Origin of the sequence: Nocardia sp. XZ_19_231 (assembly GCF_015355705.1) — a bacterium.
Lineage (GTDB): Bacteria > Actinomycetota > Actinomycetes > Mycobacteriales > Mycobacteriaceae > Nocardia > Nocardia salmonicida.
Map to the genome: position 1 here is coordinate 388091 of NZ_JACUZI010000004.1, position 24358 is coordinate 412448.

At 67.9% G+C, this 24358-nt stretch carries 26 protein-coding genes; 15 read left to right on the top strand and 11 right to left on the bottom strand.

Annotated elements, in window-relative coordinates; all coding sequences use genetic code 11:
- Positions 1-4: 4 nt before the first annotated feature.
- Together IBJ82_RS20405 and IBJ82_RS20410 are read right to left on the bottom strand one after the other, a co-directional pair.
- On the bottom strand, positions 5-811 hold the full coding sequence (locus IBJ82_RS20405) for a sugar nucleotide-binding protein (RefSeq protein ID WP_194827545.1): 807 nt from the start codon (positions 809-811) through the stop codon (positions 5-7).
- 4 nt (positions 812-815) lie between these two features.
- Positions 816-1595 carry a crotonase/enoyl-CoA hydratase family protein gene (locus IBJ82_RS20410; RefSeq protein WP_194827546.1) on the bottom strand — a complete coding sequence of 260 codons (780 nt, stop codon included), beginning with the start codon at positions 1593-1595 and terminating at the stop codon, positions 816-818.
- A 253-nt stretch (positions 1596-1848) separates the two neighbouring features.
- Here IBJ82_RS20410 and IBJ82_RS20415 point away from each other — a divergent pair, with 253 nt between their 5' ends.
- From IBJ82_RS20415 to IBJ82_RS20425, 3 genes are all read left to right on the top strand, one after another.
- Positions 1849-2268 carry a YciI family protein gene (locus IBJ82_RS20415; RefSeq protein ID WP_194827547.1) on the top strand — a complete coding sequence of 140 codons (420 nt, stop codon included), beginning with the start codon at positions 1849-1851 and terminating at the stop codon, positions 2266-2268.
- 6 nt (positions 2269-2274) lie between these two features.
- The gene (locus IBJ82_RS20420; RefSeq protein WP_194827548.1) at positions 2275-3552 is read left to right on the top strand and encodes an RNA polymerase sigma factor; all 1278 of its coding nucleotides are present in this window, start codon (positions 2275-2277) and stop codon (positions 3550-3552) included.
- 189 nt (positions 3553-3741) lie between these two features.
- Positions 3742-5100 carry an MFS transporter gene (locus tag IBJ82_RS20425; protein ID WP_194827549.1) on the top strand — a complete coding sequence of 453 codons (1359 nt, stop codon included), beginning with the start codon at positions 3742-3744 and terminating at the stop codon, positions 5098-5100.
- A gap of 55 nt (positions 5101-5155) precedes the next feature.
- Here the strand turns inward: IBJ82_RS20425 and IBJ82_RS20430 are convergent, their stop codons facing one another.
- From IBJ82_RS20430 to IBJ82_RS20455, 6 genes are all read right to left on the bottom strand, one after another.
- Positions 5156-5632 carry a nucleoside deaminase gene (locus tag IBJ82_RS20430; RefSeq protein WP_194827550.1) on the bottom strand — a complete coding sequence of 159 codons (477 nt, stop codon included), beginning with the start codon at positions 5630-5632 and terminating at the stop codon, positions 5156-5158.
- The gene (locus IBJ82_RS20435; protein ID WP_194827551.1) at positions 5629-6609 is read right to left on the bottom strand and encodes an ornithine cyclodeaminase family protein; all 981 of its coding nucleotides are present in this window, start codon (positions 6607-6609) and stop codon (positions 5629-5631) included. Before IBJ82_RS20435 ends, IBJ82_RS20430 begins: the two co-directional genes overlap by 4 nt.
- A 28-nt stretch (positions 6610-6637) precedes the next feature.
- Positions 6638-7564: an ABC transporter permease gene (locus IBJ82_RS20440; RefSeq protein WP_194827552.1), complete on the bottom strand. Its 927-nt coding sequence runs from the start codon at positions 7562-7564 to the stop codon at positions 6638-6640.
- Positions 7561-8622 carry an ABC transporter permease gene (locus IBJ82_RS20445; RefSeq protein ID WP_228537481.1) on the bottom strand — a complete coding sequence of 354 codons (1062 nt, stop codon included), beginning with the start codon at positions 8620-8622 and terminating at the stop codon, positions 7561-7563. Before IBJ82_RS20445 ends, IBJ82_RS20440 begins: the two co-directional genes overlap by 4 nt.
- A 107-nt stretch (positions 8623-8729) precedes the next feature.
- Positions 8730-10304 (bottom strand): ABC transporter ATP-binding protein, encoded by a 1575-nt coding sequence (locus IBJ82_RS20450; RefSeq protein WP_194827554.1) that lies wholly within the window; start codon positions 10302-10304, stop codon positions 8730-8732.
- 5 nt (positions 10305-10309) lie between these two features.
- Positions 10310-11302, bottom strand: a complete 993-nt coding sequence (locus IBJ82_RS20455; protein ID WP_194827555.1) for a BMP family protein — start codon at positions 11300-11302, stop codon at positions 10310-10312.
- 159 nt (positions 11303-11461) lie between these two features.
- On the opposite strand from IBJ82_RS20455, the gene IBJ82_RS20460 reads away from it, so the two are divergent.
- On the top strand, positions 11462-12184 hold the full coding sequence (locus IBJ82_RS20460) for a GntR family transcriptional regulator (protein WP_370585399.1): 723 nt from the start codon (positions 11462-11464) through the stop codon (positions 12182-12184).
- A gap of 63 nt (positions 12185-12247) precedes the next feature.
- Here the strand turns inward: IBJ82_RS20460 and IBJ82_RS20465 are convergent, their stop codons facing one another.
- On the bottom strand, positions 12248-13120 hold the full coding sequence (locus IBJ82_RS20465; protein ID WP_194827557.1) for a LysR family transcriptional regulator: 873 nt from the start codon (positions 13118-13120) through the stop codon (positions 12248-12250).
- Between the two features lie 71 nt (positions 13121-13191).
- On the opposite strand from IBJ82_RS20465, the gene dapA reads away from it, so the two are divergent.
- Entirely contained in the window at positions 13192-14082 is an 891-nt protein-coding gene (gene dapA / locus IBJ82_RS20470) for a 4-hydroxy-tetrahydrodipicolinate synthase (protein WP_194827558.1), read from the top strand.
- Between the two features lie 53 nt (positions 14083-14135).
- Entirely contained in the window at positions 14136-15668 is a 1533-nt protein-coding gene (locus tag IBJ82_RS20475; protein ID WP_194827559.1) for a DHA2 family efflux MFS transporter permease subunit, read from the top strand.
- 61 nt (positions 15669-15729) lie between these two features.
- Here IBJ82_RS20475 and IBJ82_RS20480 read toward each other — a convergent pair whose 3' ends face one another.
- Entirely contained in the window at positions 15730-16161 is a 432-nt protein-coding gene (locus tag IBJ82_RS20480; RefSeq protein ID WP_194827560.1) for an SRPBCC family protein, read from the bottom strand.
- A gap of 296 nt (positions 16162-16457) precedes the next feature.
- On the opposite strand from IBJ82_RS20480, the gene IBJ82_RS20485 reads away from it, so the two are divergent.
- From IBJ82_RS20485 to IBJ82_RS20520, 8 genes are all read left to right on the top strand, one after another.
- Positions 16458-17837 carry a sensor histidine kinase gene (locus IBJ82_RS20485; RefSeq protein WP_056817100.1) on the top strand — a complete coding sequence of 460 codons (1380 nt, stop codon included), beginning with the start codon at positions 16458-16460 and terminating at the stop codon, positions 17835-17837.
- On the top strand, positions 17815-18228 hold the full coding sequence (locus IBJ82_RS20490; protein ID WP_194827561.1) for a roadblock/LC7 domain-containing protein: 414 nt from the start codon (positions 17815-17817) through the stop codon (positions 18226-18228). Before IBJ82_RS20485 ends, IBJ82_RS20490 begins: the two co-directional genes overlap by 23 nt.
- Positions 18225-18575: a DUF742 domain-containing protein gene (locus tag IBJ82_RS20495; protein WP_194827562.1), complete on the top strand. Its 351-nt coding sequence runs from the start codon at positions 18225-18227 to the stop codon at positions 18573-18575. The genes IBJ82_RS20490 and IBJ82_RS20495 overlap by 4 nt, the downstream gene beginning before the upstream one ends.
- Positions 18550-19152, top strand: coding sequence for an ATP/GTP-binding protein (locus IBJ82_RS20500; protein ID WP_056817091.1), 603 nt, complete (start codon positions 18550-18552; stop codon positions 19150-19152). Before IBJ82_RS20495 ends, IBJ82_RS20500 begins: the two co-directional genes overlap by 26 nt.
- Entirely contained in the window at positions 19149-20354 is a 1206-nt protein-coding gene (locus tag IBJ82_RS20505) for a cytochrome P450 (RefSeq protein WP_194827563.1), read from the top strand. Before IBJ82_RS20500 ends, IBJ82_RS20505 begins: the two co-directional genes overlap by 4 nt.
- Positions 20355-20482: 128 nt before the next feature.
- The gene (locus tag IBJ82_RS20510; RefSeq protein ID WP_194827564.1) at positions 20483-21361 is read left to right on the top strand and encodes a siderophore-interacting protein; all 879 of its coding nucleotides are present in this window, start codon (positions 20483-20485) and stop codon (positions 21359-21361) included.
- A 96-nt stretch (positions 21362-21457) separates the two neighbouring features.
- Positions 21458-21916 carry a MarR family winged helix-turn-helix transcriptional regulator gene (locus IBJ82_RS20515; RefSeq protein ID WP_194827565.1) on the top strand — a complete coding sequence of 153 codons (459 nt, stop codon included), beginning with the start codon at positions 21458-21460 and terminating at the stop codon, positions 21914-21916.
- On the top strand, positions 21916-22293 hold the full coding sequence (locus IBJ82_RS20520; protein ID WP_194827566.1) for a DUF5313 family protein: 378 nt from the start codon (positions 21916-21918) through the stop codon (positions 22291-22293). The genes IBJ82_RS20515 and IBJ82_RS20520 overlap by 1 nt, the downstream gene beginning before the upstream one ends.
- 18 nt (positions 22294-22311) lie before the next feature.
- Here the strand turns inward: IBJ82_RS20520 and IBJ82_RS20525 are convergent, their stop codons facing one another.
- Positions 22312-22866, bottom strand: coding sequence for a TetR/AcrR family transcriptional regulator (locus tag IBJ82_RS20525; RefSeq protein WP_194827567.1), 555 nt, complete (start codon positions 22864-22866; stop codon positions 22312-22314).
- A 206-nt stretch (positions 22867-23072) separates the two neighbouring features.
- Between IBJ82_RS20525 and IBJ82_RS20530 the strand changes: the two genes are divergently transcribed.
- On the top strand, positions 23073-24308 hold the full coding sequence (locus tag IBJ82_RS20530) for a cytochrome P450 (protein ID WP_194827568.1): 1236 nt from the start codon (positions 23073-23075) through the stop codon (positions 24306-24308).
- The last annotated feature ends 50 nt before the right edge of the window (positions 24309-24358 follow it).

Here is a 24358-nt window from a genome sequence, read left to right on the forward strand (position 1 = left end):
GGGATCAGTGCAGATCAGCTAGGGCGGTATCGACGTCCGGGCCGGTCAGCCTGTGCCGGTTACTGTGCATGACCAGGCGTAATGGCCGTGGGCAGTCCGGTGCTGCGCTGAAGCGATCAGTTGGCACGATGCGCGCCGGGGAGTCGAGGTGGTCGCGGACCCTGGTCATGAGGTCGTAGCGGCTGAGGGTTTCCGCGCCCGCGATATGCACGACGCCCGATTCGTCGGTGAGCTGCTCGAGTGCGGGCGCCAGGCTCGGCAGATATAGCGGATTGCACACGATGTCGGTACGCGCCTGGATCTCGGGTGCGGCGAAGCGGGCCAGGAATTTGTTCGACAACGGGCTGCGCCCGTACACGAGCGGGAGGCGGACAACCAGGTGGTGCTCGTGTGCGAGGACCAGATCCTCGGCGGCCACCTTGGTCTCGCCGTAGACGTTGATCGGTGTGCGCGTTGCGCTTTCGTCGTAGTGGTCGGCCGTGCCGTCGAAGACATTGTCGGTCGACAGGTAGACGAGTTTGGCGCCTGTCTCGCCGATGGCCTCGAGCAGCGGCACCATCGGCGCGACGTTCGCCGCGTAGGCGGCGGCGGGATCGCGTTGCGCGGCAGCGAGATCCACGACACCGGCGGTGTGGACCACCACGTCGAACCGCTGCTCGAGCAGTGTCCGTAGCGCGCCGGTGTCGGCGAGATCCACCGGGGCGAGCCCGTGCCCGCCCCGGCTGGTCCCGACGACCTCGTGGTTCTCGGCGAAGTGCGCGTGCAGCGCGCTGCCGACGAAACCGGAGGCGCCGAGGATCAGGATCCGCATCGTGTCAGCGTGCCTGCCAGTTCGGCTTGCGCTTCTGCGCGAAAGCGATGGCGCCCTCACGCATGTCCTCGGTCACCGCGACGGCCATGATCTCGCGGTTGGACTGGTCCCAGGCGTCGTCGTCGGCGAGCTTGCCGTCGATGATGCCCAGCGCCACCCGCTTGCTCGCCTGCACCGCCAGCGGCGCGTTCTCGGCGATCCGACCGGCCAGCGCCAGCGCCGCATCGAGTACCTCGGCGGCAGGCACGACACGATTGATCAGACCCAGTTCCAGCGCGCGGGCCGCGGTGATCGGCTCGCCGGTGAGGATCATCTCCATCGCCACCTTGCGCGGCAGCTGCTCGGGCAGGCGGAACGCGCCACCGGCCGCGGCGAACAGGCCGCGGGCGACCTCGGGCAGACCGAAGGTGGCGGTCTCGGCGGCGACCGCGAGATCGCTGGCCAGGACGAGTTCGGTACCGCCGCCGAGTGCGAAACCGTTCACCGCGGCGATGGTCGGCTTGCTGATCGGGTGTCGGACGTACCCGGCCAGGTTCCAATCCTCATGTCCTGGGGCGAGAATCGACTCACCACGGCTCAGCGCCTTCAGATCCGCGCCAGCACAGAACGCCCGCTCGCCGGCACCGGTGAGAACCACCGCGCGGATCTGCGGGTCGGCCTCGGCTCGCTCGAGCGCCTCGCCGACCCCGGTGCTCACTTCGGCGTTGACCGAGTTCATGGCTTCGGGCCGATTCAGCACGATAACGAGCACATGCTCGCGTTGCTCGACGAGGACTGCGCTCACGAGTGACTCCTTCGCTAGGTGGCTGTCAGCATGACAAACCTCTTCGATCTGTATCACGCCGGACGATCTTGATCATCCGAATCGGGGATTCGTGTCCGTCGTCGACGCACGCACTCTGCGCTCGTCGTAGGCTGCCGAACACTCGCGAAAAAGAATTTTCGGCCGGGTGTCGATCTGCCGTGGTGCCCGTTCGACCTAGGGATGAACGCAGGGCCCGGCAGGCGGGCCCACACCGATCCGAGGAGACGAAACCATGAAGTACATGCTGATCATGCGTGCCACCGACGAAGCCTGGGCCGCCATGGCCGATATCGACTTCAACGAGATTCTCGAGACCATGGGCAAGTTCAACGACGAGTTGATCAGCGCCGGGGTACTCGTCGCCGCCGAGGGGCTCGACGATGCGGCCCAGGGCGTGGTCGTGGACTACTCGTCGGAGACCCCGGTGATCACCGACGGGCCTTACGGGGAGACCAAGGAACTCTTCGGCGGGTACTACATCCTCAACGTGGCCTCCAAGGAGGAGGCGATCGAGTGGGCCAAGCGGATGCCCTATGTCGGCCCCGGCTCCAAGACCGAGATCCGTCGGGTCACCAGCATCGACGAGTTCCCGCAGGACAACATCTGGATCAAGAAGGAGCGCGCCTGGCGTGAAGCCACCGGCCAGCTCTGAACCGCGATGAGCGACCACACCGGCCGCGAGGCCGTCGCCGCCGTCTGGCGGATCGAATCGGCCCGCATCGTCGGCGCGCTCGCGCGCTACACCCGCGATTTCGCGATGGCCGAGGATCTTGCCCAGGAAGCGCTGGCAGAGGCGCTGGTGACGTGGCCGCGTGAAGGCGTGCCACGTCAGCCGGCCGCGTGGTTGCTCACCGTCGGCAGACGCCGCGCGATCGACGCGTTCCGGCGTCGCGCCGCCCTCGACGACCGCTACACCGCCCTCGCCGCCGACCTCGGCGAGGGCGATGCGCTCACCGGTGGCGACCCCGTGCGCGCGGCGGCGGACGTGCTGTGGGATCCCGATCAGATCGACGACGACGTGCTCGCGTTGATGTTCATCTCGTGTCACCCGGTGCTGTCGCGGGAGGCGCGTCTGGCCTTGACGCTGCGCGTCGTCGGCGGTCTGACCAGCGACGAGATCGCCAAGGCCTGCCTGGTGCCCACCGCGACCGTGCAGGCCAGGATCACCAGGGCGAAGAAGACACTCGGCGCGGCCGAGGTCGCGTTCGAAGTGCCGCCCGCCGCCGAGCGCCGGGCCCGCCTGGGTTCGGTGCTCGGCGTCATCTACCTGATCTTCACCGAGGGATCATCGGCCAGCACCGGCGACGACCTCATCCGCTTCGATCTCGCGGGGGAGGCGCAGCGGCTGGCCCGTGTGCTCTCGCGGCTGATGCCCGCCGAACCCGAGGTCTACGGCCTGCTCGCGCTGCTCGAGCTGACCGCGGCACGGTTCCCCGCTCGCACCGGTCCCGACGGCGAGCCGGTGTTGCTCGAACAGCAGGATCGCCGCCGCTGGGACCGCTCGGCGATCCGACGCGGCCGTGCCGCGCTGGTGAAAGCCGGTGAAGTCGGGCGCGGGTTGGGCGCCTACGGTCTGCAGGCCGCGATCGCCGAATGTCACGCGGTCGCGCCCTCGGTCGAGCGGACCGATTGGGAACGGGTGGTGGTGCTGTACGAGGCGCTGGGCAGGCTCGCGCCCTCACCGGTGGTTGACCTGAACCGGGCGGTGGCGGTGTCGATGGCCGAGGGACCCGCGGCGGCCCTGCCGATCGTCGACGAGCTCGCCGCATCCGGCGCCCTGGCCACCTCGCACCTGCTGCCCAGCGTGCGCGGCGAACTGCTCACCCGACTCGGCCGCACCACCGACGCTCGCGCGGAGCTGGCAGAAGCCATTCGCCGGTGCGGCAACGAACGCGAAAAGGCGGTCCTCGCAAACAAACTCGCTGCCCTCGCGTAACACGCCTCAGTCGGGGCCTCGGCCGGCACCCGCGGGTCGGCCAGCTCGCCGAACGGCGGCAGATAAACCCCGTGTCGCAGCACCATATTCGCAGTATGGAGGCCATAATGGCGGGTCTTCGCGCGCTCGTAACGTTTGTTCGCAAAGGGGTCGGGTATCCGTGAAAGGCGACGACGAGAGGTGTTGTGGATGTCAAGGGAATCGAAATCGGTGCTGCACCGGGCCATCGGTGCGTCGGCGATCGGTAATGCGGTCGAATGGTTCGACTACGGTGTCTATGCCTATCTGGCGACATATATCGCGAGATCGTTGTTTCCCGGCGACGGTGAGTCCGGGATGGTCTACACGCTGCTCGGTTTCGCTGTATCGTTCCTGATCCGGCCGGTGGGCGGCATGATCTGGGGTCCGCTCGGCGACCGCATCGGGCGCAAGCGAGTACTCGCCACCACGATTATTCTGATGGCCGGATCGACGCTCGCCGTCGGCCTTATCCCGAGCTTCGACATGATCGGCATCGGCGCCCCGATTCTGCTGTACGCGCTGCGCATGATCCAGGGACTTTCCGCCGGTGGCGAATACGGTGGTGCCGCGACATTCATGGCCGAATACGCGCCCGATCGCAAGCGCGGATTCTATGGCAGTTTCCTGGAGGTCGGTACGCTCGTCGGCTTCACTCTCGGCAATCTGGTCGCCCTGCTGCTGGTGAATGTGCTCGACGACGCGTCGATGAATTCGTGGGGCTGGCGTATCCCGTTCATGATCGCCGGTCCGCTCGGCCTGATCGGCATGTATCTGCGCAGCCGGGTGGAGGACACCCCGGTGTTCCGCGAGGTCGAGCGCAAGGACGAGACCGAGGAAATCTCCGGCGTGTACCGCGATCTGGTGACGAAATACCTGCGTCCGGTGCTGACCCTGTTCGGCCTGGTGATCGCGCTCAACGTCGTCAACTACTCGTTGCTCAGCTACACCCCGACCTACCTCGGTTCCACGCTTGGCATGGAGGAATCGGATGCGTTGCTCGTGCCGCTGATCGGCCAGGTCGCGATGCTGTGCACCCTGCCGTTCCTCGGTGCACTCTCGGACCGGATCGGTCGCAAACCGATGTGGATGTTCTCGTGCGCGGCGATGATGATCGCGGTGATCCCGGTCTACCACCTGATCGGGTCCTCGCTCACCGGCGCGATCGTCGGCTTCGCCATCCTGGGCCTGCTCTACGCTCCCCAGTTGGCGACGATCTCGGCCACCTTCCCCGCGATGTTCCCCACGATCGTGCGTTTCGCCGGTGTGGCGATCGGCTACAACGTCGCCACCTCGATGTTCGGCGGTACCGCGCCGGTGATCAACGAGGCGCTCATCGGCGCCACCGGCAACAACATGATTCCGGCGTTCTACATGTTCGGTGCGTGCGCCGTCGGCTTGATCGCGTCGTTCTTCCTCATCGAGACCAAGGGCGTCTCGCTGCGCGGCACGCAGGTGCCGGGCACTCCCGAGGCGATCGAGGAACAGCGTGAACTGGGCGAGCCCGTCGAGGTCGTCGCGGCGAAGTGACCGCACACCGAGGGCGCGGCGTCGAGGTGGCGCCGCGCCCTCGGTGTGTTCGGGACTAGTTCTGCGCGGCCGCGCGGAACACGGCGAGAGCTTCCTCGCCGAGGTGCGGTCCGCTGACCTCGACCGGCACGTTCGAGCGCGCGACGACCTCGGCGCAGGTGAGCTCGAAGCTGGGACCAGGGGGCAGGATCGGCCCGAATTCGGCTGCGGCCGCGGCGAAGACGATGCGCCCGACCCCGGCCCACACCATCGCGGCCGCGCACATCGGACACGGTTCGCCACTGGCGTAGACGGTGGCGCCGCGCAGTCGCGCGGCGTGGCCCGCGGCGGTCGCGAGGGTGATCGCGACCAGTTCGGCGTGGGTGGTGACATCGCCGGTGGAGTTCACCGCGTTCACGCCCTCGGCCAGAACAGCGCCGTCAGGGGTGACCGCGACCGCGCCGAAAGGTCGGTCACCGAGCGCGGCCGCGTGCCCGGCGAGGTCGATGGCGCGGCGCAGGTGGGTGATGTCGATATCGGTCAGCTCGCTCATGAGGTGAGATCCACTTCCGTTCCGATGCCGTTGGCGCGGGCCTTGTCGATGAGCAGGCGGGCGGCGGCCAGATCCTGCAGGCCGATGCCCACCGAATTGAACAGGGTGATGTCGCGGTCGCCGCGACGCCCGGGTGCCCGGCCCGCGATCACCTCGCCCAGCTCGGTGCTCACCGCGTCCTGGGTGATCGCGCCTTCGGCGATGGCCATCAGGGTGTCCCCGGACTTGGTGAGCGTGGTGCCGATCGAGTCTACGACGACCCTGGACCGGCGCATGGCCTCGCCGTCCACCTCCCGGTGATCGGCACGCGGCGGCGCTCCGACGGCATTGACGTGCAGGCCGTCGCCGAACCAGGCGCCGTGGACGATCGGTTCGCGTGAGGGCGTGAGGGTGCACAGCACATCGGCGGCACGGGTGACTGCCTCCGGGCTGTCGAGGGCACGCACCTCGAGGCCGAGATCGGCTATCGCACTGCGGAATCGGTCGACGGTAGCCGCGGTGCGCGACCAGACCAGCACGGTCTTCAGCTCGCGCACGGTCGCGATCGCGCGGGTGTGTTCGACGGCCAGATTGCCCGCGCCGATCACGCCCAGGACCGAACTGGCTTGCCGGGAAAGGTATTTCGTGGCCACCGCGCTGGCGGCGGCGGTGCGTACGGCGGTCACGAGGCGTCCGTCGATCAGTGCCTCGCACGCACCGTCGGCCGCCGAGGTCACCACGATCACCGACCGCTGCACCGGCAGTCCGCGCTCGCGATTGGCAGGCAGGTCGGCGAGCAGTTTCACAGCGGCGGCGCCGGCGGATTCGGCGGCGGCGACCATCGGCACGAAGGCGGCCTCGCCCAGGGTCATCGCCGGTGGGGCGGGCACGAACGCGGTGCCGAGGGCCAGGTCGGCGTGTGCGCGCTCGACGGCGGCGAGCACCTCGCCGCGATCGAGAACGGCGGTCACATCGGAGTGCGACAGGATCAGAGTCAACGGTGGCTCCTACGAAAGTAGCGGCGGGTCAGGAAGTTCGGGCGAAGGCGACGGTGAGGTCGCGCGGTGAGCGGCTGTTGCCGACCAGGCCGCTGACGGCGACGATCGCGATCAGGTAGGGCAGCATCACCAGCAGCGCGAACGGCACGTCCACACCGAGTGCGGGCAAGGCGAACTGCAACGCCTGGGCGATGCCGAAGAACACCGATGCCCAGATCACGCCGAGCGCGCGCCAGCGGCCCGCGATCACCGCGACCACGGCGAGATAGCCGATGCCGCCGGTCATGTTGTCACTGAACGAATGCACTTCCGACAGCGCGAGTTGCGCACCGCCGAGGCCCGCGGCGAACGCGGCCAGCAGGACACAGCCGAAGCGGACGGCCCGCACGGAAAGCCCGGTGCGGTCGGCGGCGACGGCGTCTTCACCGATCGCATCGATCACCAGGCCCAGCTTGGTGCGGCGGGAGAACACGAACGCAAGGACGGCGACGACGGCGATGCACAGATAGCCGAGTGCGGTCTGACCGAACAGGGCGGGCCCGATGACCGGAATGCCGTGCAGCAGCGGAATCTTCAGCGCATCGAAGCCCGGCACGCTGTGCCCCTTGCCGTCGGCGAGCAGTAGCCGCGCACCGTAGGTGGTGGCGCCCAGCGCCAGCGCGTTGCTGGCGATGCCGACGACGATCTGGTCGGCACGCAGGCCGATACTCCAGATCGCCTGCAGCGCACCGAAGATCAGCGCGGCGATCACCGCGGTGGCCGCACCCAGTACCGGCGAACCGGTGGTGACGGCGCCGAGTACACCGGCGAACGCGCCGGTCAGCATCATCGCCTCGAGGCTCAGATTGAGCACGCCCGCGCGCTCGCTGACGAGCTCGCCGCTCGCGGCGACCAGGATGGGCAGGGTGAAACCGATGCCGCTGGTAGCGATGTCGGTGACCGTGTCGAGGCTCATCGCGGTGCTCCTGCCAGATCGGCGGTATCCACGGGGGAAACCGGTTGTGGTGCCGCGGGTTCGGACTTGCGGGCGCTTCTGGTCCAGATCGCGGCGCCCGCGATGAAAACGATCATCAGCGACTCCACGACGGCGATGGTCGAGGCGGGCACGTTGGCCGCCAGTTGCAGGTTGATCCCGCCGGAGACGAGGAAGCCGAGCAACAGCGAGACGGCGACGACCGCCGACAACGAGCCGCGGGCGAGCAGGCCGACGACAAGGCCGGAGAAGCCGTAGCCGGAGGAGAATCCTTCGGCGAGCACGAACGGCGCTGTCGCCACCAGTAGTCCACCCGCCACACCGGCGAACGCACCCGCGCTCGACAGGCTCAGGAAACGCAACCGGCCGACCGGCAGTCCGAGCCGGGCGGCCGCGTCGGGATTGAGTCCGACCGCGCGCAAGCGGGTGCCGAGCGCGGTGTGGCGCACCAGGATCGCGGTGCCGAGCGCGGCGATCACCGCGATCCACAGGGCGATCGTCGCGGGGGAGCGTTCGATGCCGAGCAGCGGTAGATGTGCCGCCGCGGTGAGCTGCTCGGACTGTGGGAGCGTCTCCGAGGAGGTCACCGGCTGACGCAGCAGCGCGGGTTCGTGCACGACGAGCAGCACCAGTGCCAGACCGACGAAGTTGAGCAGCAGCGTGGTGATGATCTCGCTGGTTCCACGTCGGACCCGCAGATACGCCGCGATCGCCGCCCACAGCCAGCCGGCCGCCGCGGCGCCGATCAGGACAGCGGGCAGGGTGATCGCGGTCGGTGCGCCGGTGAGCGTGGTGCCGATCGCGGTGGCGGCGATACCGCCCGCGCAGATCTGCCCCTCGCCGCCGACATTGACCAATCCGGCGCGGTGCGCGATGGTGAAACCGACCGCGACCAGCATCAATGTGGCGGCGACATTGAGCGAAGCGCCGATCGCGTAGTCGCTGCCGAACATTCCCTCCAACAGTGCGGTCATCGTCGCGGCCGGCGCCGCGCCCGCGACGGCGGCCAGGATCAGACCGATCACACCGGCGGCGACCATGGCCGCGGCGGCGACGACGATCGGCTGATGCGCCCACTGCCGCAGGTCGATCCGGCCGAGTCCGGCAGTGGCTGGTCGCCGCGCGGGACGGCTCTCGTTCGCCGCGGTCATACCGATACTCCCATCATCAGTTCGCTGATCTGTTGTGCCGCTGTGGGATCGGAGGTTTCCACCGGTCCGGCGAGGGCGCCGCGATAGGCGACGAATACTCGGTCGCACAGGGCCAGCAGTTCGGGCACCTCGCTCGACACCACCAGCACGCCGCAGCCGTCGGCAGCGGCGCACCGCAGCTGGGTCAGCACGAAATCGACCGCGCCGATATCCAATCCGCGTGTCGGCTGAGCGGCGACGAGGCAGCGCAGGTTCGTGGCCGACAGCTCGCGGGCCAGCACCACCTTCTGCTGATTGCCGCCCGAGAGCGAGCCCATCCGCACCCACGGTCCGGCCGCTCGCACATCGAACCGGTCGAGTTCGGTCTGTGCGGCGCGGCCGATGGCCCGTTTGTCGAGCAGGCCGAAGCGCCGGAATCGGCTGAGCTGTCCGAGGAAGAGGTTCTCGGCCAACGTCATATCGGCGACCATCGCGTCGCGATGGCGGTCCTCGGGCACGATGCCGAGACCGCGCTCGGTGCGTGCCGCCGGTCGTGCGGTGGTGATGTCGACGCCGTCGAGGGTGACGGTCCCTGCGTTCACCGGGGTGCTGCCCGCGAGCACCGCGACCAGCTCGCTCTGCCCGTTGCCTTCGACGCCCGCGATCCCGACGATCTCGCCGGGCCGCACGACCAGTCGCGCGTCGTCGAGCGCGGCGCTACCGTCGGCGCGGCGCACGGTGACTCGATCGACGGTCAGAACCGGTGCGGGTGAGCCGGATTCGTCCGCCGACTCCTTCACGACCGTTTCCGTCGTCGAGGCAAGTGCCGTGGGATCGAGCCCGATGGTCGCGGCGACAGTCGGGTCGAGGTCGGCAGCGGTGCGTCCCACCATGGCGGTGAGCAACTGGGCGATGGTGGTATTCGACATCCGCCCGCCACCGGCGACCGTGCCGCGTCGCAGCACGGTCGCGGCGTCGGCGACCCTGGCGACCTCGCCGAGTTTGTGCGTCACCAGGACCACCGCTTTGCCGTCGGCGGCGATGGCGCGACAGGTGTCGATCAACGCGTCGATCTCGGCCGGGTCGAGCACTCCTGTCGGTTCGTCGAGCAGGATCAATGCCGGATCGCGCAGCAACGCCTTGACGATCTCGACCTTCTGCCGCGCGCCGACCGGCATCGCCGCGACCTGCTGGTCGAGATCGATCCGCAGGCGGTAACGCTGGGCGATCTCGGCGAGCCGGTCGGTCAGGTCCTTGCGGCGCATCCGGAGTCCGCGCTGGGTGAGCAACAGGTTCTCGCCGACGGTCATGGTCGTGACCAAGCTGAAGTGCTGGTGCACCATCGCGACGCCCGCGGCCATCGCGGCGGCGGGGGAGTCGGGGCGGAAATCGTTGCCGCCCAGCTCTATACGACCGGCATCGGGGCGGTAGCCGCCGAAGACGAGATTGCACAGCGTCGATTTGCCTGCGCCGTTCTCGCCGAGAATGCAATGGACAGTGCCGGATTCGACGGTGACGTCCACGTCGTGGAGGGCCTGCACGTCACCGAAGCGCTTACCGACCCCCTGCAGGGTCAATGCGGGAGTGCTCATGGTGCTCAGTACGGCTTGACCGCGCCGGTGGACAGGGCCGTTTTCGCCTTCGCGAGTGCGTCGGCGACCCCGGAGTCCTTGCTGCACAACACGAAATCGGTGCCGTCGTTGGGCGAGGTCAGCCCGAAACGCACATTTTCGGCCTTCCACGAGTTGTCGAGCGCGGCGTTCACTGCGAACTCGACCTCGGCGCCGATATCGGTGTGCACATAGCCCAGGTACACGGGGTTGGTGCAGTCACCGGGGATCGGACCGCCCACCATCGTGGCGCCGGACTGGGTCGCGGCCTGCTCCATGCCAGCCTTGCCCAGGTTCACGATCTGGCCGAGCGTGCCCGCACCCGCGCCGTAGTCGGCCAGCGCGGCCTGCTTGGCCTTGGCGGGGTCGTTGAAGTCACCGACGTACTGCGGGGTCAGTACCTTCGCGTCCGGCTTGGCGAAACGGGCGCCGTTACTGAAAGCGTTGGCGGCGTTGACAATCGCGGGCAACTCGACACCACCGATGAAGGCCACTGCGCCGGACTTGGAGCCCGCCGCCGACACCGCGCCGCTGAGGAATTCAGCTTCGGCCTGCTGGGGGTCGTAGTAGGCGAGGTTGGCCAAGGGCTTCGCGTCGGCCGGGCCACCGATCTCGACGAACTTCACGTTCGGGAACTGCGGCGCCACCTTGCGCACGTCGGCGTCGGTCTGGCCGCCGAGGGAGATCACCAGGTCGTTGGTGGAGGCGAAGCGGACCAGTGCCTGCTGGTAGTCGCTGGCCGCGACCTGCTCGACCTTGCTGAGTTCCACCTTGTCGCCGAGCTTGTCGGCAATGCGCTGGTAGCCCAGATACCCCGACTGCATGAAGCCGGTGTCGGAGAGCGAGCCGGGGAAGAACACACCGACCTTCAGCTTGCCCCCCGTTGCCGAGGTGTCGGCGGAACCGCAGGCCGACAGGAGGGCAGCGGCGGCGAGGGCGGCCGAGCCGAAGGCGATCGCGCGCCGAGTGGACTTGTGCACGGGGTACTCCTTGTTCGAACGAACCGCTCACTTAGCGGTATACCGTTAAGTGTCAGCCTGGGGCTCGCAGATGACAGGCGGATTACGGAAAAGTAAGAAACGGTCGCACGCCGCGAGCGGGCTACCGTTGTCGATGTGCAGGAGCAGAAGGATGGTGCGGTGGCAGACGAACCGGCGAAGAAGTCGCTGCGGGATCGGGCCTATGAGGAGTTGCGTGACCGGATCATCGATCTGCGATTGAGTCCAGGTCAGCGGCTGGTGGAACGCGACCTCGCGACCGAGCTGGCCATCTCGCGGATCCCGCTGCGCGAGGCGCTGCAGATGCTCGAACGAGAAGGTCTGGTCGTGATCGTGCCGCGGCAGGGCGCGATCGTCGCCCCGTTCACGGTGACCGACGTGCGCGACCTCTTCGATGTTCGCGAGAGCCTCGAGGTCCTCGCCGCGCGCCTGGCCGCCGAACGCGCCGAAACGGCCGATCTGGCCGCGCTGCGCGCGCAGCTGACCGCGGCGCGTCAGGCAACCGCCCGTGGCGATCAGGCCGCGATCGCCGCCGCGAACGCCGGCTTTCACGCGGTGATCGTCGAAGTCTCGGGCAACCCGCTGTTGCAGTCGCTGTTGCGCCCCTTGGAATCTCGAGTCCGCTGGCTGTTCCACCTGACGAAGGAACGCGACCCGGGCACCCAATGTGACGAACACGAAGCCCTGTACGCGGCTATCGCCGCCAACGACCCCGACGCCGCGGCGGAAATCGCTTACCGCCATGTAGCTTCCGGCCGGGAACCCAGCCTCGCCCTCTCGGCCCAATGGTCGATGCCCGACATCGACCCCGTCTCGGCTACCCGCACTCGCCAGCGCAGCTCCCACCGCGAGAAGACCGCCTGAGCCGCGGCATTACGAGTGGGGTGACCTGCCGAGTTCGGTACGGACCCCTCGCTCGATCCGGATCTAGGCCGCGGCGTGCAGAGCGATGCGGGCGGCGTGGATCGCAGGGTGTAGACCGGTGCCGTTCCGGTACACGAGCTGGGTGTGGCGGCGGATGGGGAGGGGGGTCAGAATGATCTGTTCTGGGGGCGCATAGAGGGCCAGGGCGGGGACTATCGCGGTGCCCGCGCCTGCGGCGACGAGGGTGAGGACGGTGTCGAAGTCGTCGGCGTGGTGACGGATGTGTGGAGTGAATCCCGTTGCCTGGCAGGCTCGGATCGTCAATGTGTGACACAGGGTTCCGGGAGTTCCCGCGATCCAGGGGGATTGGCGGTGTGCTGCCAGCGAATCCTTGGTGGGCACGGGCGTTCGTGTGGCCAGGTAGACGATTTCGGTGTGCAGGGGTTCGGTTTGCAAAGAGGGGTCGGCGTCGGTGGGAACCAGGTCGTAGTCGTGGGTGAGCGCGACATCCAAAGTGCCCGCGCGTAAGGCGTTCGGGATGTCGGCGGGGTCGATCTCGGTGACGGTGAGTTCCAGGCGCGGGTGTTCGGTACTCAGGGTGACCAGGGCGGGGGACAGTAGGGTGCGCGCCGCGGTCGGGAAAGTTCCGATGCGCAGGGTGCCTGCCAATTCGTCACGGGTACAGGACAATTCGGCGTCGGCATGTTCGAGGGCCGCCAGGATCGTCTCGGTGTGGCCGACCAACAGGTGGGCGGCGGGCGTGAGAGTGACGCGACGGCCCGAACGTTCGAGCAGCGCGACGCCCGCCTCGCGTTCGAGCGCGGTGAGCTGTTGGGACACCGCCGAGGGCGTATAGCTGAGCGCCTCGGCGACCGCGGCGATGGTGCCGCGATGGGCGAGTTCGCGGAGCAGGCGAAGTTTGCGTACATCGAGCATCAGTTCATCTTACGGTGGTCATCATGAATGTGAACTGGACCTGATGGTGGGTCCGGCTCGACTATAGAGATATGACATCGCTACACGGCCTCTTCGTCCCCCTGATCACCCCGTTCACCGCCGACGGGGCACTCGAGCCCGGCGCACTGGAACGGCACGCGCATGCGGTCCTCGATGCGGGGGCGAGCGGGCTTGTCGCGCTCGGCACCACCGCGGAACCGTCGGCGCTCACCGCCGCCGAGCGCGGGCGTGTCCTGGATATCTGTGCGGGCGTCTGCGCCGACCGCGATGCGCCACTGATCGCCTGTGCGGGGGGCAACGCCACCGCGGAATCGGTCAGATCGATCGCCGAACTCGGGCGGCCGGTCGCGGCGGTGCTGGCGGTGGTGCCGTACTACGTGCGGCCCAGCGAGGAGGGCGTGATCGCGCACTTCACGCAGCTGGCGGCGATCAGTCCGGCTCCGCTGCTGGTCTACGACGTGCCGCACCGCACCGGTCGCCCGCTGAGTGGGAGCACGCTGATTCGCCTCGCGAACACGCCGAATATCGCCGGCTTCAAGCACGCCGTCGGCGGTATCGACGCGGCCAGCGTCGAATTGATGGCCGCGCAGACCCCGGCGACGGTGCTCAGCGGCGACGACCGATTCGCCTCTGCCCTGCTCGCCCTCGGCGCACATGGTGCGATCCTGGCCGCGGCCAATATCGCGCCCCGCGCATACGCCGATCTCATCGAGGCGTGGCACGCCGGTGACGTACTCAGGGCCCGCGCCATCGGCAACAGCCTCGACGCACTCGGCGCGGCGCTGTTCGCCGAACCGAACCCCACCGTCATCAAGGCGGTACTCGCCGAGCGCGGCCAGATCTCCAGTCCGGCCGTTCGATTGCCGATGTTGCCCGCCTCGAACGCGGCGACCAAGGCGGCGCTCGCGGCGAGCGAGGCGGCAACGATCACGCGGGTGTGACACCGAGATAGATTTCACTGGTCATCGGGGCCGAAAAGTGCTTGGGTTAACCGGTGACGAAACCTCCGGATATCGGTGCCGCCGCGCCCGATCGCAATCCCGACAAGCTGGATGCCGCGGTACTGAAGGTGGCGGGCGTAGTCGTCCTCGGCGCCGTGATGTCGATTCTCGACATCACGGTGGTCACCGTGGCGATCCCGACATTCATGCAGGACTTCAACGCTTCCGTCGAGGTCGTCGCCTGGACCATGACCGGCTACACCTTGGCGCTGGCCTCGGTCATCCCGATGACGGGTTGGGCCGCCGACCGCTTCGGCACCAAACGCCTCTATATGGCGGCGCTGACCTTCTTCATCTTCGGGTCGGTGCTGTGTTCGATGGCGTGGAGTATCGAGTCGCTGGTGGCGTTCCGCGTTATTCAGGGCATCGGCGGCGGCATGCTGATGCCGCTGGGCATGACGATCATGACCCACGCCGCGGGCCCGCAGCGGATCGGGCGGGTGATGGCGGTGCTCGGTGTGCCCATGCTGCTCGGCCCGATCTGTGGCCCCATTCTCGGTGGCTGGCTGATCGACGCGTTCAGCTGGCACTGGATCTTCCTGATCAACCTGCCGCTCGGCATCGTCGCGCTGATCCTGGCGTGGATCGTGCTCGCTCCCGACAAGCCGAAGCCGTCGGAATCGTTCGACTTCCTCGGCATGCTGCTGGCCTCGCCCGGCCTCGCGCTGTTCCTGTTCGGTGTCTCCTCCATTCCGGAGAAGGGCACGGTCATGGCCGCGCGCGTGCTGATTCCGGCCGTTATCGGCGCGGCGCTGTTGATCGCGTTCGTCTTCCACGCGTTGCGCACCGAGCATCCGCTGATCGACCTGCGGCTGTTCTCCAACCCGTCGCTGCGCTACTCCGTGCTGACCATGTCGCTGTTCGCGACGGCCTTCTTCGGCGCCGGTTTCCTGTTGCCGAACTACCTGCAGCAGGTTCGCGGCGAATCCGCGTTCGACTCCGGTCTCCTCATGGCACCACAGGGGATCGGCGCGATGCTGACGATGCCGATCGCGGGATTCCTGGTCGACAAGATCGGCCCCGGCAAGATCGTTATGTTCGGCATCACCTTCATCACCCTCGGCCTGGCCGGGTTCACCCAGCTGGGCGCCGACACCTCGTACCTGCTGATCGGTGGCGCGCTGTTCGTGATGGGGCTCGGCATGGGCTGCACGATGATGCCGGTGATGACCGCCGCCATCCAGACGCTCTCGCACGCACAGGTAGCTCGCGGGTCGACATTGATGAACATCATCAACCAGACCGCGGCGTCGATCGGCACAGCGACGATGTCTGTTGTGCTGGCCGCTCAGTTCAACGATCATCCGGAGGCCAAGGTGGCCATCGGCGCCAACGCCAATCCCGACCTCGCCGCGCAGATTCCGCCCTCGGTCATCGAGCAGGGACTGGAGCTGGCAGCGACAGCGTTCAGCAACACCTACTGGGTCACCGTGGTGCTCGCGCTGCTGACCTTGATCCCGGCGTTCTTCCTGCCGAGGACCAAGCCGAAGGCGCCGATCGACGCCGAGGCCGTGGCGCTGGCCTGACCCCGCGTAGACGAAAGCCCGGACAGAACATCGTGTTCTGTCCGGGCTTTCGCGCAGCGGCTCAGCCGTAGAGCTTGACGAACATTTCCAGCGAGCGTTCGATATCGCCGCGCAGGGCCTTCGCGACGGCGGATCCGATCGGGCCGAACAGTGGTGCGCCGCCCAGGTCGATATCGACACTCACCTTCGACCCGGTGCCGCTCGGTTCGACGAGCAGGCCGAGGCCGAACTTGGTGCCCCCGATGCCCGTGCCGGTGAGGGCGAGCTTGCGCGGCGGCTCGGCGGTGCGCACCGTCCAGGTGACCTTGTTGCGGAAGCCCTTCACGCGGGCGATGCCGACGAGAACGGTGCCCGGCGTGAGTTCCTCGGGCAGCGTGCCGCGCCACGCCTCGTGAATGGTCAGCCAATCGCCGAGGTGCGGAAGGTCGGACGCGTGTGCCCAGGCCTGGTCCGGCGGGACGGGGACATCGACGGAGAGCTTCAATTTCGCCACGTCGGCGATATTATCCGGTACCCGGGGTTCCGCAACCATCGGCTCGAGGCATAGCGAAGCAGAATAGATCAACCGTCCAGTAGCGTGGAATGATTCGGGCGGGAATCATGATGTCTGACAGTGTGATCCGTGTCGCGATCGTTACGTGTGCTGCTAATGTGTGCGGGTCGCTCGAAGCGGGGCGTGTGAATCGGGTATCCGAAATCACCCTGCGGCGGAAAGCGAATGCCTCGGCGGGCCGGCCGGCGAGGGCCACCGGCAACAGCGTCGTGTGGTCGAGGACGACGAAAGATCTGATGAACTCAGGAATCGCGGTGCTGTTGCTCGTCATCGGTGCGCCGCTGTTACTGCTCGCGATCGCGGTCAGTGTGTTTGCTATGCGAAACGAGCGTCGACAGCGGCAGCGAGCCGACGCCGCCATCCGCGAACGCCTCGCCTGTGAGAACGCCTTGATGCAGCTCGCGCAGGCGACGCTGCCCGCGATCACCGCCGCCGTGCGTCGACACGAGATCCCGTCGGTCGCTGTGGATCTGCCGGTGGAACTGGGTGATTCACAGTTCGGCCAGGCGCTGCAGTGGATCGCCACGGGTCATGCCGAGGATCTGCGCGTGGTCGCCGAGGAAACCAGGGCGATGGTCGAACGCTACGGCGAGCAACGTCGCCTGAGCGAGATACAGGCCGCGCAGGAGCAGACCCGCGGTGATCTCTCGGCGTCCTCGCGGGCAGCCACGAGCGCCGCCGTTCGATCCTTCGGCACCTCGGTGGTGAGCCTGGGCACCGACCTCGGCCAGGTCGTCAGTGCCGCGCTGCGCGAACACCGCGATGACGCGATCTACGAGACGCTCACCAGGATCGACCACACCGTGCAGCAGATGATCCGGCAGGCGCAGTCCTACGTGATCGTCTCCGGTGGACTGCCCGGACGTCGGTGGCCACAACAGTCGCTCACCGATGTGGCGGGCGGCGCCACCGGGCGGGTCAGGGAATTCCTGCGCGTGCGGGCGGCGCAGTCCGATCGGATCGTGATCAGCCGCGCGGTCGAACCGCTCGTGCACACGATGGCGACTCTGCTCGACAACGCGCTGCGCTACTCGCCGCCGTCGTCGTTCGTCGAGATCGGTTTCCAGGAGGGCCATCACGGCGTCACCGTCATCATCGACGACGCGGGCATGCGCATGAGCCCCGAGCAGCTCGAGGACGCGCGCCTGGTGCTCAGCGGCGAACGTCCGGTCGACATCCACGATCTCGGCCCCGCGCCGAAGGTCGGCTTCCCCGGTATCGCGGCCCTGGCCCGGCGCTACGGATTCTCCGTGCACGTCGACGGGCCCAACATCTTCGGTGGCATGCGTGCCATGGTGTACGTACCGTCGGCGCTGCTGGTGAGTGGGGACGCACCGCGGCTGCCCGAGCCCGAACTCGCCGCGCCCGCCCATATTCCCGTACCGGTCGCCGAGGTGGAATCGCCCGGCGCCGATGTCCACGAGATCACCAGCGGCGGGCTGCCCAAGCGTCGCCGCAGACCGGTTGCCCCGGATTCGGCGGGGGTAATCACGGAGTCGGGGCAGGCGCGCCCCGACCTCGCCGCTGCCTGGCGCAGCGGATCCCGCAGCGGTCGTGCCGCTGCGGCCGAGCGAACCACGGAAGGAACAGCCGATGAGCACACCGGTAGCCGATAGCACCAACCGATTGGCGTGGCTGCTCGAGGATCTCGAGATCCCCGGCGTCCGCTTCGCGGTACTGCTGTCCGAAGACGGACTGCGCATCGCCCACTCCCGTGGCGTGATCAAAGACGACGCCGAACGGTTCGCCGCGGCCGCCTCCGGCCTGCGCTCGCTCGGTAAGGCGCTCGGCGAATTCTGCGGCGGCCCGACGAATACGGTGCGCCAGAACATGACCGAGTACGACGAGGGCATGATCATGATCACCGCCGCGGGCGCGGGCGCCCTGCTCGGCGTCGCCACCACCGCCGATGTCGACGTGGCGCTGGTGGCCCATCGGATGAACGAACTGGCTTCGCGCGTCGGTCACGAGATCGGAAGCGCGCCCCGCCTAGGCGGGAGGAATTGAGCCGCGGCAGGCGCGATCCCGATCTGGTGCGCTCCTATGTGCGCACCGGCGGCCGGGTGCGCGCCGCCCATGATCTGGATCTGGTGACGCTGGTCCGTGCCGTCGACGACGCACGTCCCGATCACCGCCCCGACGAGCGTCGCCTGCTGGCACTCACCAGCCGCCGCGGCGCACTGTCGATCGCCGAACTGTCGGCCTATCTGGACCTGCCCGCCTCCGTCGTGAAGATCATCGTCTCCGATCTGCTCGACAGCGGTCACCTGCACTGCCCCACCCCGGCACAGGTGAAGCCGGAACTCGCATTGATCAAGGAGGTGTTGCATGGCCTCCGCGCCATTGCGGGATGAGGTCGACTACGTCGCGGAAACCGTGACACGGTCGGTGAAGATCCTGGTCGCAGGCAATTTCGGTGTCGGCAAAACCACCTTCGTGTGCGGCGTGTCCGAGATCAGGCCATTGCGCACGGAAGAGACGATCACCGAGGCCAGCATCGGTGTCGACGACATGGCAGGGTTGGGAAGCAAGGTTTCCACCACTGTCGCCCTGGATTTCGGCCGCATCACCCTGAATTCCCAACTGGCGCTGTATCTGTTCGGTACACCGGGCCAGGAACGGTTCGCCCCGCTGTGGGAGGAACTGGCGCGCGGCGCCCTCGGTGCGCTGGTGCTCGTCGACACCCGGCGCATCGAGAAGGCCGACGACGTGCTCTCGGCGCTGGAACAGCGTGGCGTGCCGTACGCGGTGGCGGTGAACGAATTCGAGGGATTCCGCCGCTATCCACTCGAAGAAGTGCGCGAGGCACTCGACCTCGCACCGGATACTCCGGTGATCGCACTCGACGCACGTCGCCGTGATCAGGGGCTGCGCGCACTGATCACCTTGGCGGAATATCTCTTTCGCAGACAGGAAGCAACAGCGTCATGACGGTCGATATCGCCGCCGGCGAGCGGGTGGCGATGTGGGCACCCGAGTTCGCGGCAGATCCGCAGGCGGCCTACCAGCAGATGCGGAGCCGGTTCGGCTCGGTGGTGCCGGTGGAGCTGTCGCCGGGCATTCGGGCCACGCTGGTGGTCGGCTACCACACCGCCGTGCGCATCCTCAACGATCCGGAGCACTTTCCGGCCGACCCACGGATGTGGGAACGCGATATCCCGCTGGACTGCCCGGTACTGCCGATGCTGCAATTCCGTCCGGCCGCGTTGCGCACCACCGGCGCCGAGCACACCCGGTATCGGCAGGCCAATGTCGCCGGTCTCGCCGGGGTGGATCTGTACGCGATGCACAGCACCGTCGAACAGTTCGCCATCCCGCTGATCAACAGCTTCTGCGCGACCGGATCCGCGGACCTGTTGAGTCAGTACGCGTTTCCGCTGGTGTTCCAAGCGCTGAACTCGATGCTCGGGTGCACCCCCGAGATCGGGCAGCAGGTCGCCACCGGAATGGCGCAGATCTTCGAAGGCGACGACGCCGAGGCGGGCAACAACCTGCTCGCCGCCGCGCTGGCGGATCTGGTGGGGCTGCGTCAGCGCGAACCCGGTGACGATGTCGCCACCCGCCTGCTCCATCACCAGGCGGCGCTGACCGACGAGGAAATGGTGCACCAACTACTGGTGCTCTACGGCGCGGGCATCGAGCCGATGCTGAACCTGGTGGTCAACACCTTGCGGCTGATGCTCACCGACGACCGGTTCGCGGGAAATGTCCTCGGCGGCAGCCTGTCCACGCGCGACGCGCTCGACGAGGTGCTGTTCACCGACCCGCCGCTGGCCAACTTCTGCATGACCTACCCGCGTCAGCCGATCCTGGTCGAGGACACCTGGCTGCCCGCGCACGAACCGGTCGTCATCAGTATGTCGGCGTGCAACAACGATCCGGCCATCGCCGGACGCGATGTCGTCGACAATCGGGCGCACCTGGCCTGGAGCGCTGGTCCGCACGGCTGTCCGGCCAAGCCGGTGGCGTACCTGATCGTGCAGGACGCGATCGATCAATTGCTCGATGCCCTCCCGGAACTGACCCTCGCCGTGCCCGTCGAGGAGCTGGTATGGCGGCCCGGCCCGTTCCATCGGTCGCTCGCGGCGTTGCCCGTGATATTCCCGCAGACACCGCCACTGCCGATGCCCTGAATCAGCCCGCACTCAGATCTGCCGCAGGGCGCGCGGCACGCGACGTCGTCGCTACCCGCGTGTGGTCGAACAGCCTCGCTGTCGGCTGGGCTAGTTAGCCCGACTCCGCAATAGGTTAGCCTTGCCTAATGGCAACTGGGACTGTGAATCGACCGGCCATGGTCTACGCGTCGGCGACGGTTCGTCGCGCGGTACGGCTGACGCCGCGCATGGTGCGGGTCACCCTCGGCTGTCAGGACCCGGCCGCCCTCGCCGACGTCGGGCCTGACCAGTACACGAAGCTTTTCTTCCCGCTCCCGGGTCGGCCACGGCCCGTGGTGCCGCCGCCCCTGGAAGACTCGGGCAACGTAATGAGTTGGTATCAGCGGTATCTCGCTATGCCTGACGAGATCCGCCCGCCGATGCGCACCTATACCATCCGCGCGCAGCGGCCCGAACTGGGCGAACTCGACATCGACTTCGTCCTGCACGCCGAGCATGCGGGCCCCGCCTCGAACTGGGCTTCGACCGCGACGCCGGGCGACGAGATCGGCCTGCTCTGTCCGCCGCACGCGCTCTATGCCCCGTCCGGTGACCCCGACTGGCAGCTGCTCGTCGGTGACGAGACCGCCGTTCCGGCGATCGGCGCGATCATCGAACGCCTCGACGTGGGTGCGCCGGTGCGAGCGTTCATCGAGGTCGGCAGCCCGGCCGACGAGCAGTGGTTCGAGACGCGCGGCGACGTGAGGATCGAGTGGGTGCACCGAGGCGATCGTCGGTACGGCGACGCGGTGGTCGACGCGGTGCGCGCCGCCGAGCTCCCCGTGGGCGCGCCCTACGCGTGGATCTCCGGTGAGGCCGAGTTGGTGAAGCTTGCCCGCCGCAATCTCGTCCGCGACCGAGGCGTCGACAAGCGGGCGATCACCTTCACCGGCTACTGGCGTCAGGGCCGCACCGAGGAGGACAACGGCCGCGAGAAGGTCCGCCGCGCCGCCGCCGGGGAGCCGCTGGTCGTCGACGAGGACTGACGCGCAGCGTCCCTGCGCCATCTGTGACGCCACTAATAGTTATTGCACTAACTATTAGTGGCGTAATAGTGTGTGGGCTAAGGAAGGTGGTGGACGATGCAAGAGCTCGAAGATCCGTTGCGGCTCGACCGGCAGGTGTGCTTCGCCCTGGCGGTGGCCAACCGATCGGTGCTGGCGGTCTACCGGCCGCTGCTCGAACCGCTCGGCCTGACACATCCGCAGTATCTGGTGATGCTCGCCCTGTGGGGTGAGGCGCCGATGTCGGTGAAGGCCGTCGCCGAGGCGATCCAGCTCGACTCCGCGACGTTGTCACCGCTGCTCAAACGGCTCGAATCCGCCGGTCTCATCACCCGCCGCCGCGATCCGCTCGACGAGCGCACGCTGCACATCGACCTCACCGAGGTGGGTCGCGACCTGCGTAAACAAGCCGAGCAGATCCCGCCCGCCGTCGTGGCACGCCTCGGCGTGAGCCTGGCGGATCTGGAAGAATTGCGCGATGTCCTGGGCCGAGTGAACGCGGCCGCGCGACGCGCCTCCGACGTGAGGGAGCAGTAATGAGCAACTCGACCCCGAACTTCTGGCAGCGCGTTCGCTACATCACCGGCGGCACCCTGCCGCCCTCGATGGGGGACTGGGTGCTGGCCGACCTCACCGGCCCCGGCGCGACCCGCCGATACCTGATGCGTTTCCTGCTGCCCGTGCTTCCGGTGCTGTGCCTGTTCCTACTGGTGCCTGGCCCGCTGTGGATCGGGCTGTCGATGATGGCGCTGCTGTACCTGCCGCTGGTCTACTTCACCGTGGCGTTGGTCTATGTGTACCGGCGGCACCGCCTGGTCAGCCATGGCTTCGATCCGGAGTTGGCGAACGAGGCCGAACGCCGTCGAGCCGAGGTCGAGCGCGTTGCCTACGAGAGTCGCCACCACCGCGGCTGAGCGCGCTCCCGTCGGGAGTCAGCTTGCGCGGAGGATGGGCCCGACGAAGCGTTCGACCAGGTGACGTTCCGCCGTGGCGTCGGGCAGCGGCCAGGTGAGCAGCGACAAGACGACGCGCACGACCCAGCCCGCGGCCTCGTCGTCAGGGACGATCCTGGTCAGCGCTGTCGCGATGTGACCGAGTTCCGGTGCGCCGGCGAGGAATTCGTCGGTGTCGGGGGAGCGGTGCCGGATCAGCCACTGGCGCAGCACCGGGTCGGCGCGGATCGCGGCGACGGCGGCCAGGATGGCTTCGACGGGCCGTCGGGCGGGCGGGACCGAGTCGACGACCGACTCGACCCGCGCCACCACGGACCCGGCGGCCCTGACCATCACCGCGCGCACCAGTTGTGGTTTGCCGCCGACGTAGCGATACAGCGTCGCGCGCGAGCAGCCGGCGGCCGCGGCGATGTCCTCCGCGGTGACGTTGTCGATGCCGTGTTCGAGGAACAGCGTGAGGGCGGCGCGTTCGAGGCGGTCGACCGCGATGGTGCGTCGGTTACCGCCGGTCAACCAGTCCACGTGGTCGGTCATCGGTGAATCCTCCCACGGCCTGTCTCATAATGAGACGATCGGTCACATCTGTCTACCCAAATAAGGCTAGGTAGAGAGACTTTTCGAACGAGTATGTCGGCGACAACAACATTGCCACGCCGTCTCACACTGAGACAGACATTGACCGCGTGCTTCTCGGCGATGCACCGTGAGCGCCGACAGCCTGACCAGGAAAGGCGGCGGCCATGACCACAGACCTCGAAGCGATCGACCTGTTCGACGCGGCGGTGCTCGACGACCCGTACCCGATGTATCGCACCCTGCGCGAGGAAGCGCCCGTCTATCGGGTACCGGGGACCGATTTCTTTCTCGTCGCCTCGTGGGCCGCGGTCACCGAGGCGACCCGGCGCCCGGCGGAGTTCTCCTCGCATCTGACCGGCGTGCTCGTCGCCCAGCCGGGTGCGGCGCCGATGACCTTCGATCTCGACGCGACCGGGCAGGGTGTCCACGTGCTCGCCACTGCCGACGGCGATGTCCATGCCGCGCACCGCGCCATCGTCGGACCGGCCCTGGCCAAACGGGGCCGCACGCTGGCCCCGGCAGTCACCGCGCTGACCGAACAGCTGTGGACGGAGGAACTCGACGGCGACCGGATCGACTGGGCCACCGGGGTCGCCGACCGCTTGCCGCTGGCGCTGATCGCCGAACTCGTCGGACTGCCTGGCGCCGATGTGCCGACACTGCTCTCGCTGGCCTACGACTCCACCGAGATGCTGGGCGGTGTCGTCGCCGACGGCCGGATGACAGCGCTGATCACCTCGGCGGCCGAGCTCGCTCACTACGCGTACCTGGCGATCAGTGAAGCGAAAGATCGTGTGGCCGAGCACGATTCGTCGCGGACACTGCTCGAAGTACTCGTCGCGGCAATGGCGGCGGGCACGATCGACGAACAGCAGGCGGTGCTGATCGTGGTGCAGCTGATCGGCGCGGGCGGGGAATCGACCGCGGGTCTGATCGCCTCGGCGGCGCGACTGCTCGCCACCGACCTCGACCTGCAGACCCGCCTGCGCGAACGCGCCGAACTCGTCCCCGCGTTCCTCGACGAGGCGCTGCGCCTGGAGTCGCCCTTCCGTGGCCACCACCGCCACGTCGTCACCGACACGCAGCTCGACGGCGTCGACCTGCCCGCCGGGAGTCACCTGCTGTTGCTGTGGGGAGCCGCCAACCGTGATCCCGCCGCCTACCCGGATCCCGACGTCGTCGACCTGGACCGCCCGCGTGCACGTGCCAACGCGGCGTTCGGCGCGGGCGCCCACTTCTGTATCGGGTCCACGCTGGCCCGACTGGAAGCGACCGCCGCGCTCACCCTGCTCCTCGAACGCACCGAGCGATTCAGCCTGATCGATGCGGAGCCGCCGCGCTGGCTGCCCAGCCTGTTCGCCCGACGCCATGCGACTCTTCCCCTGCGCATTCACCACTGAGCACGGTTCGGTGCTAATTCTCGCGATGTCGGCCGCGAGTCATCGTCTCG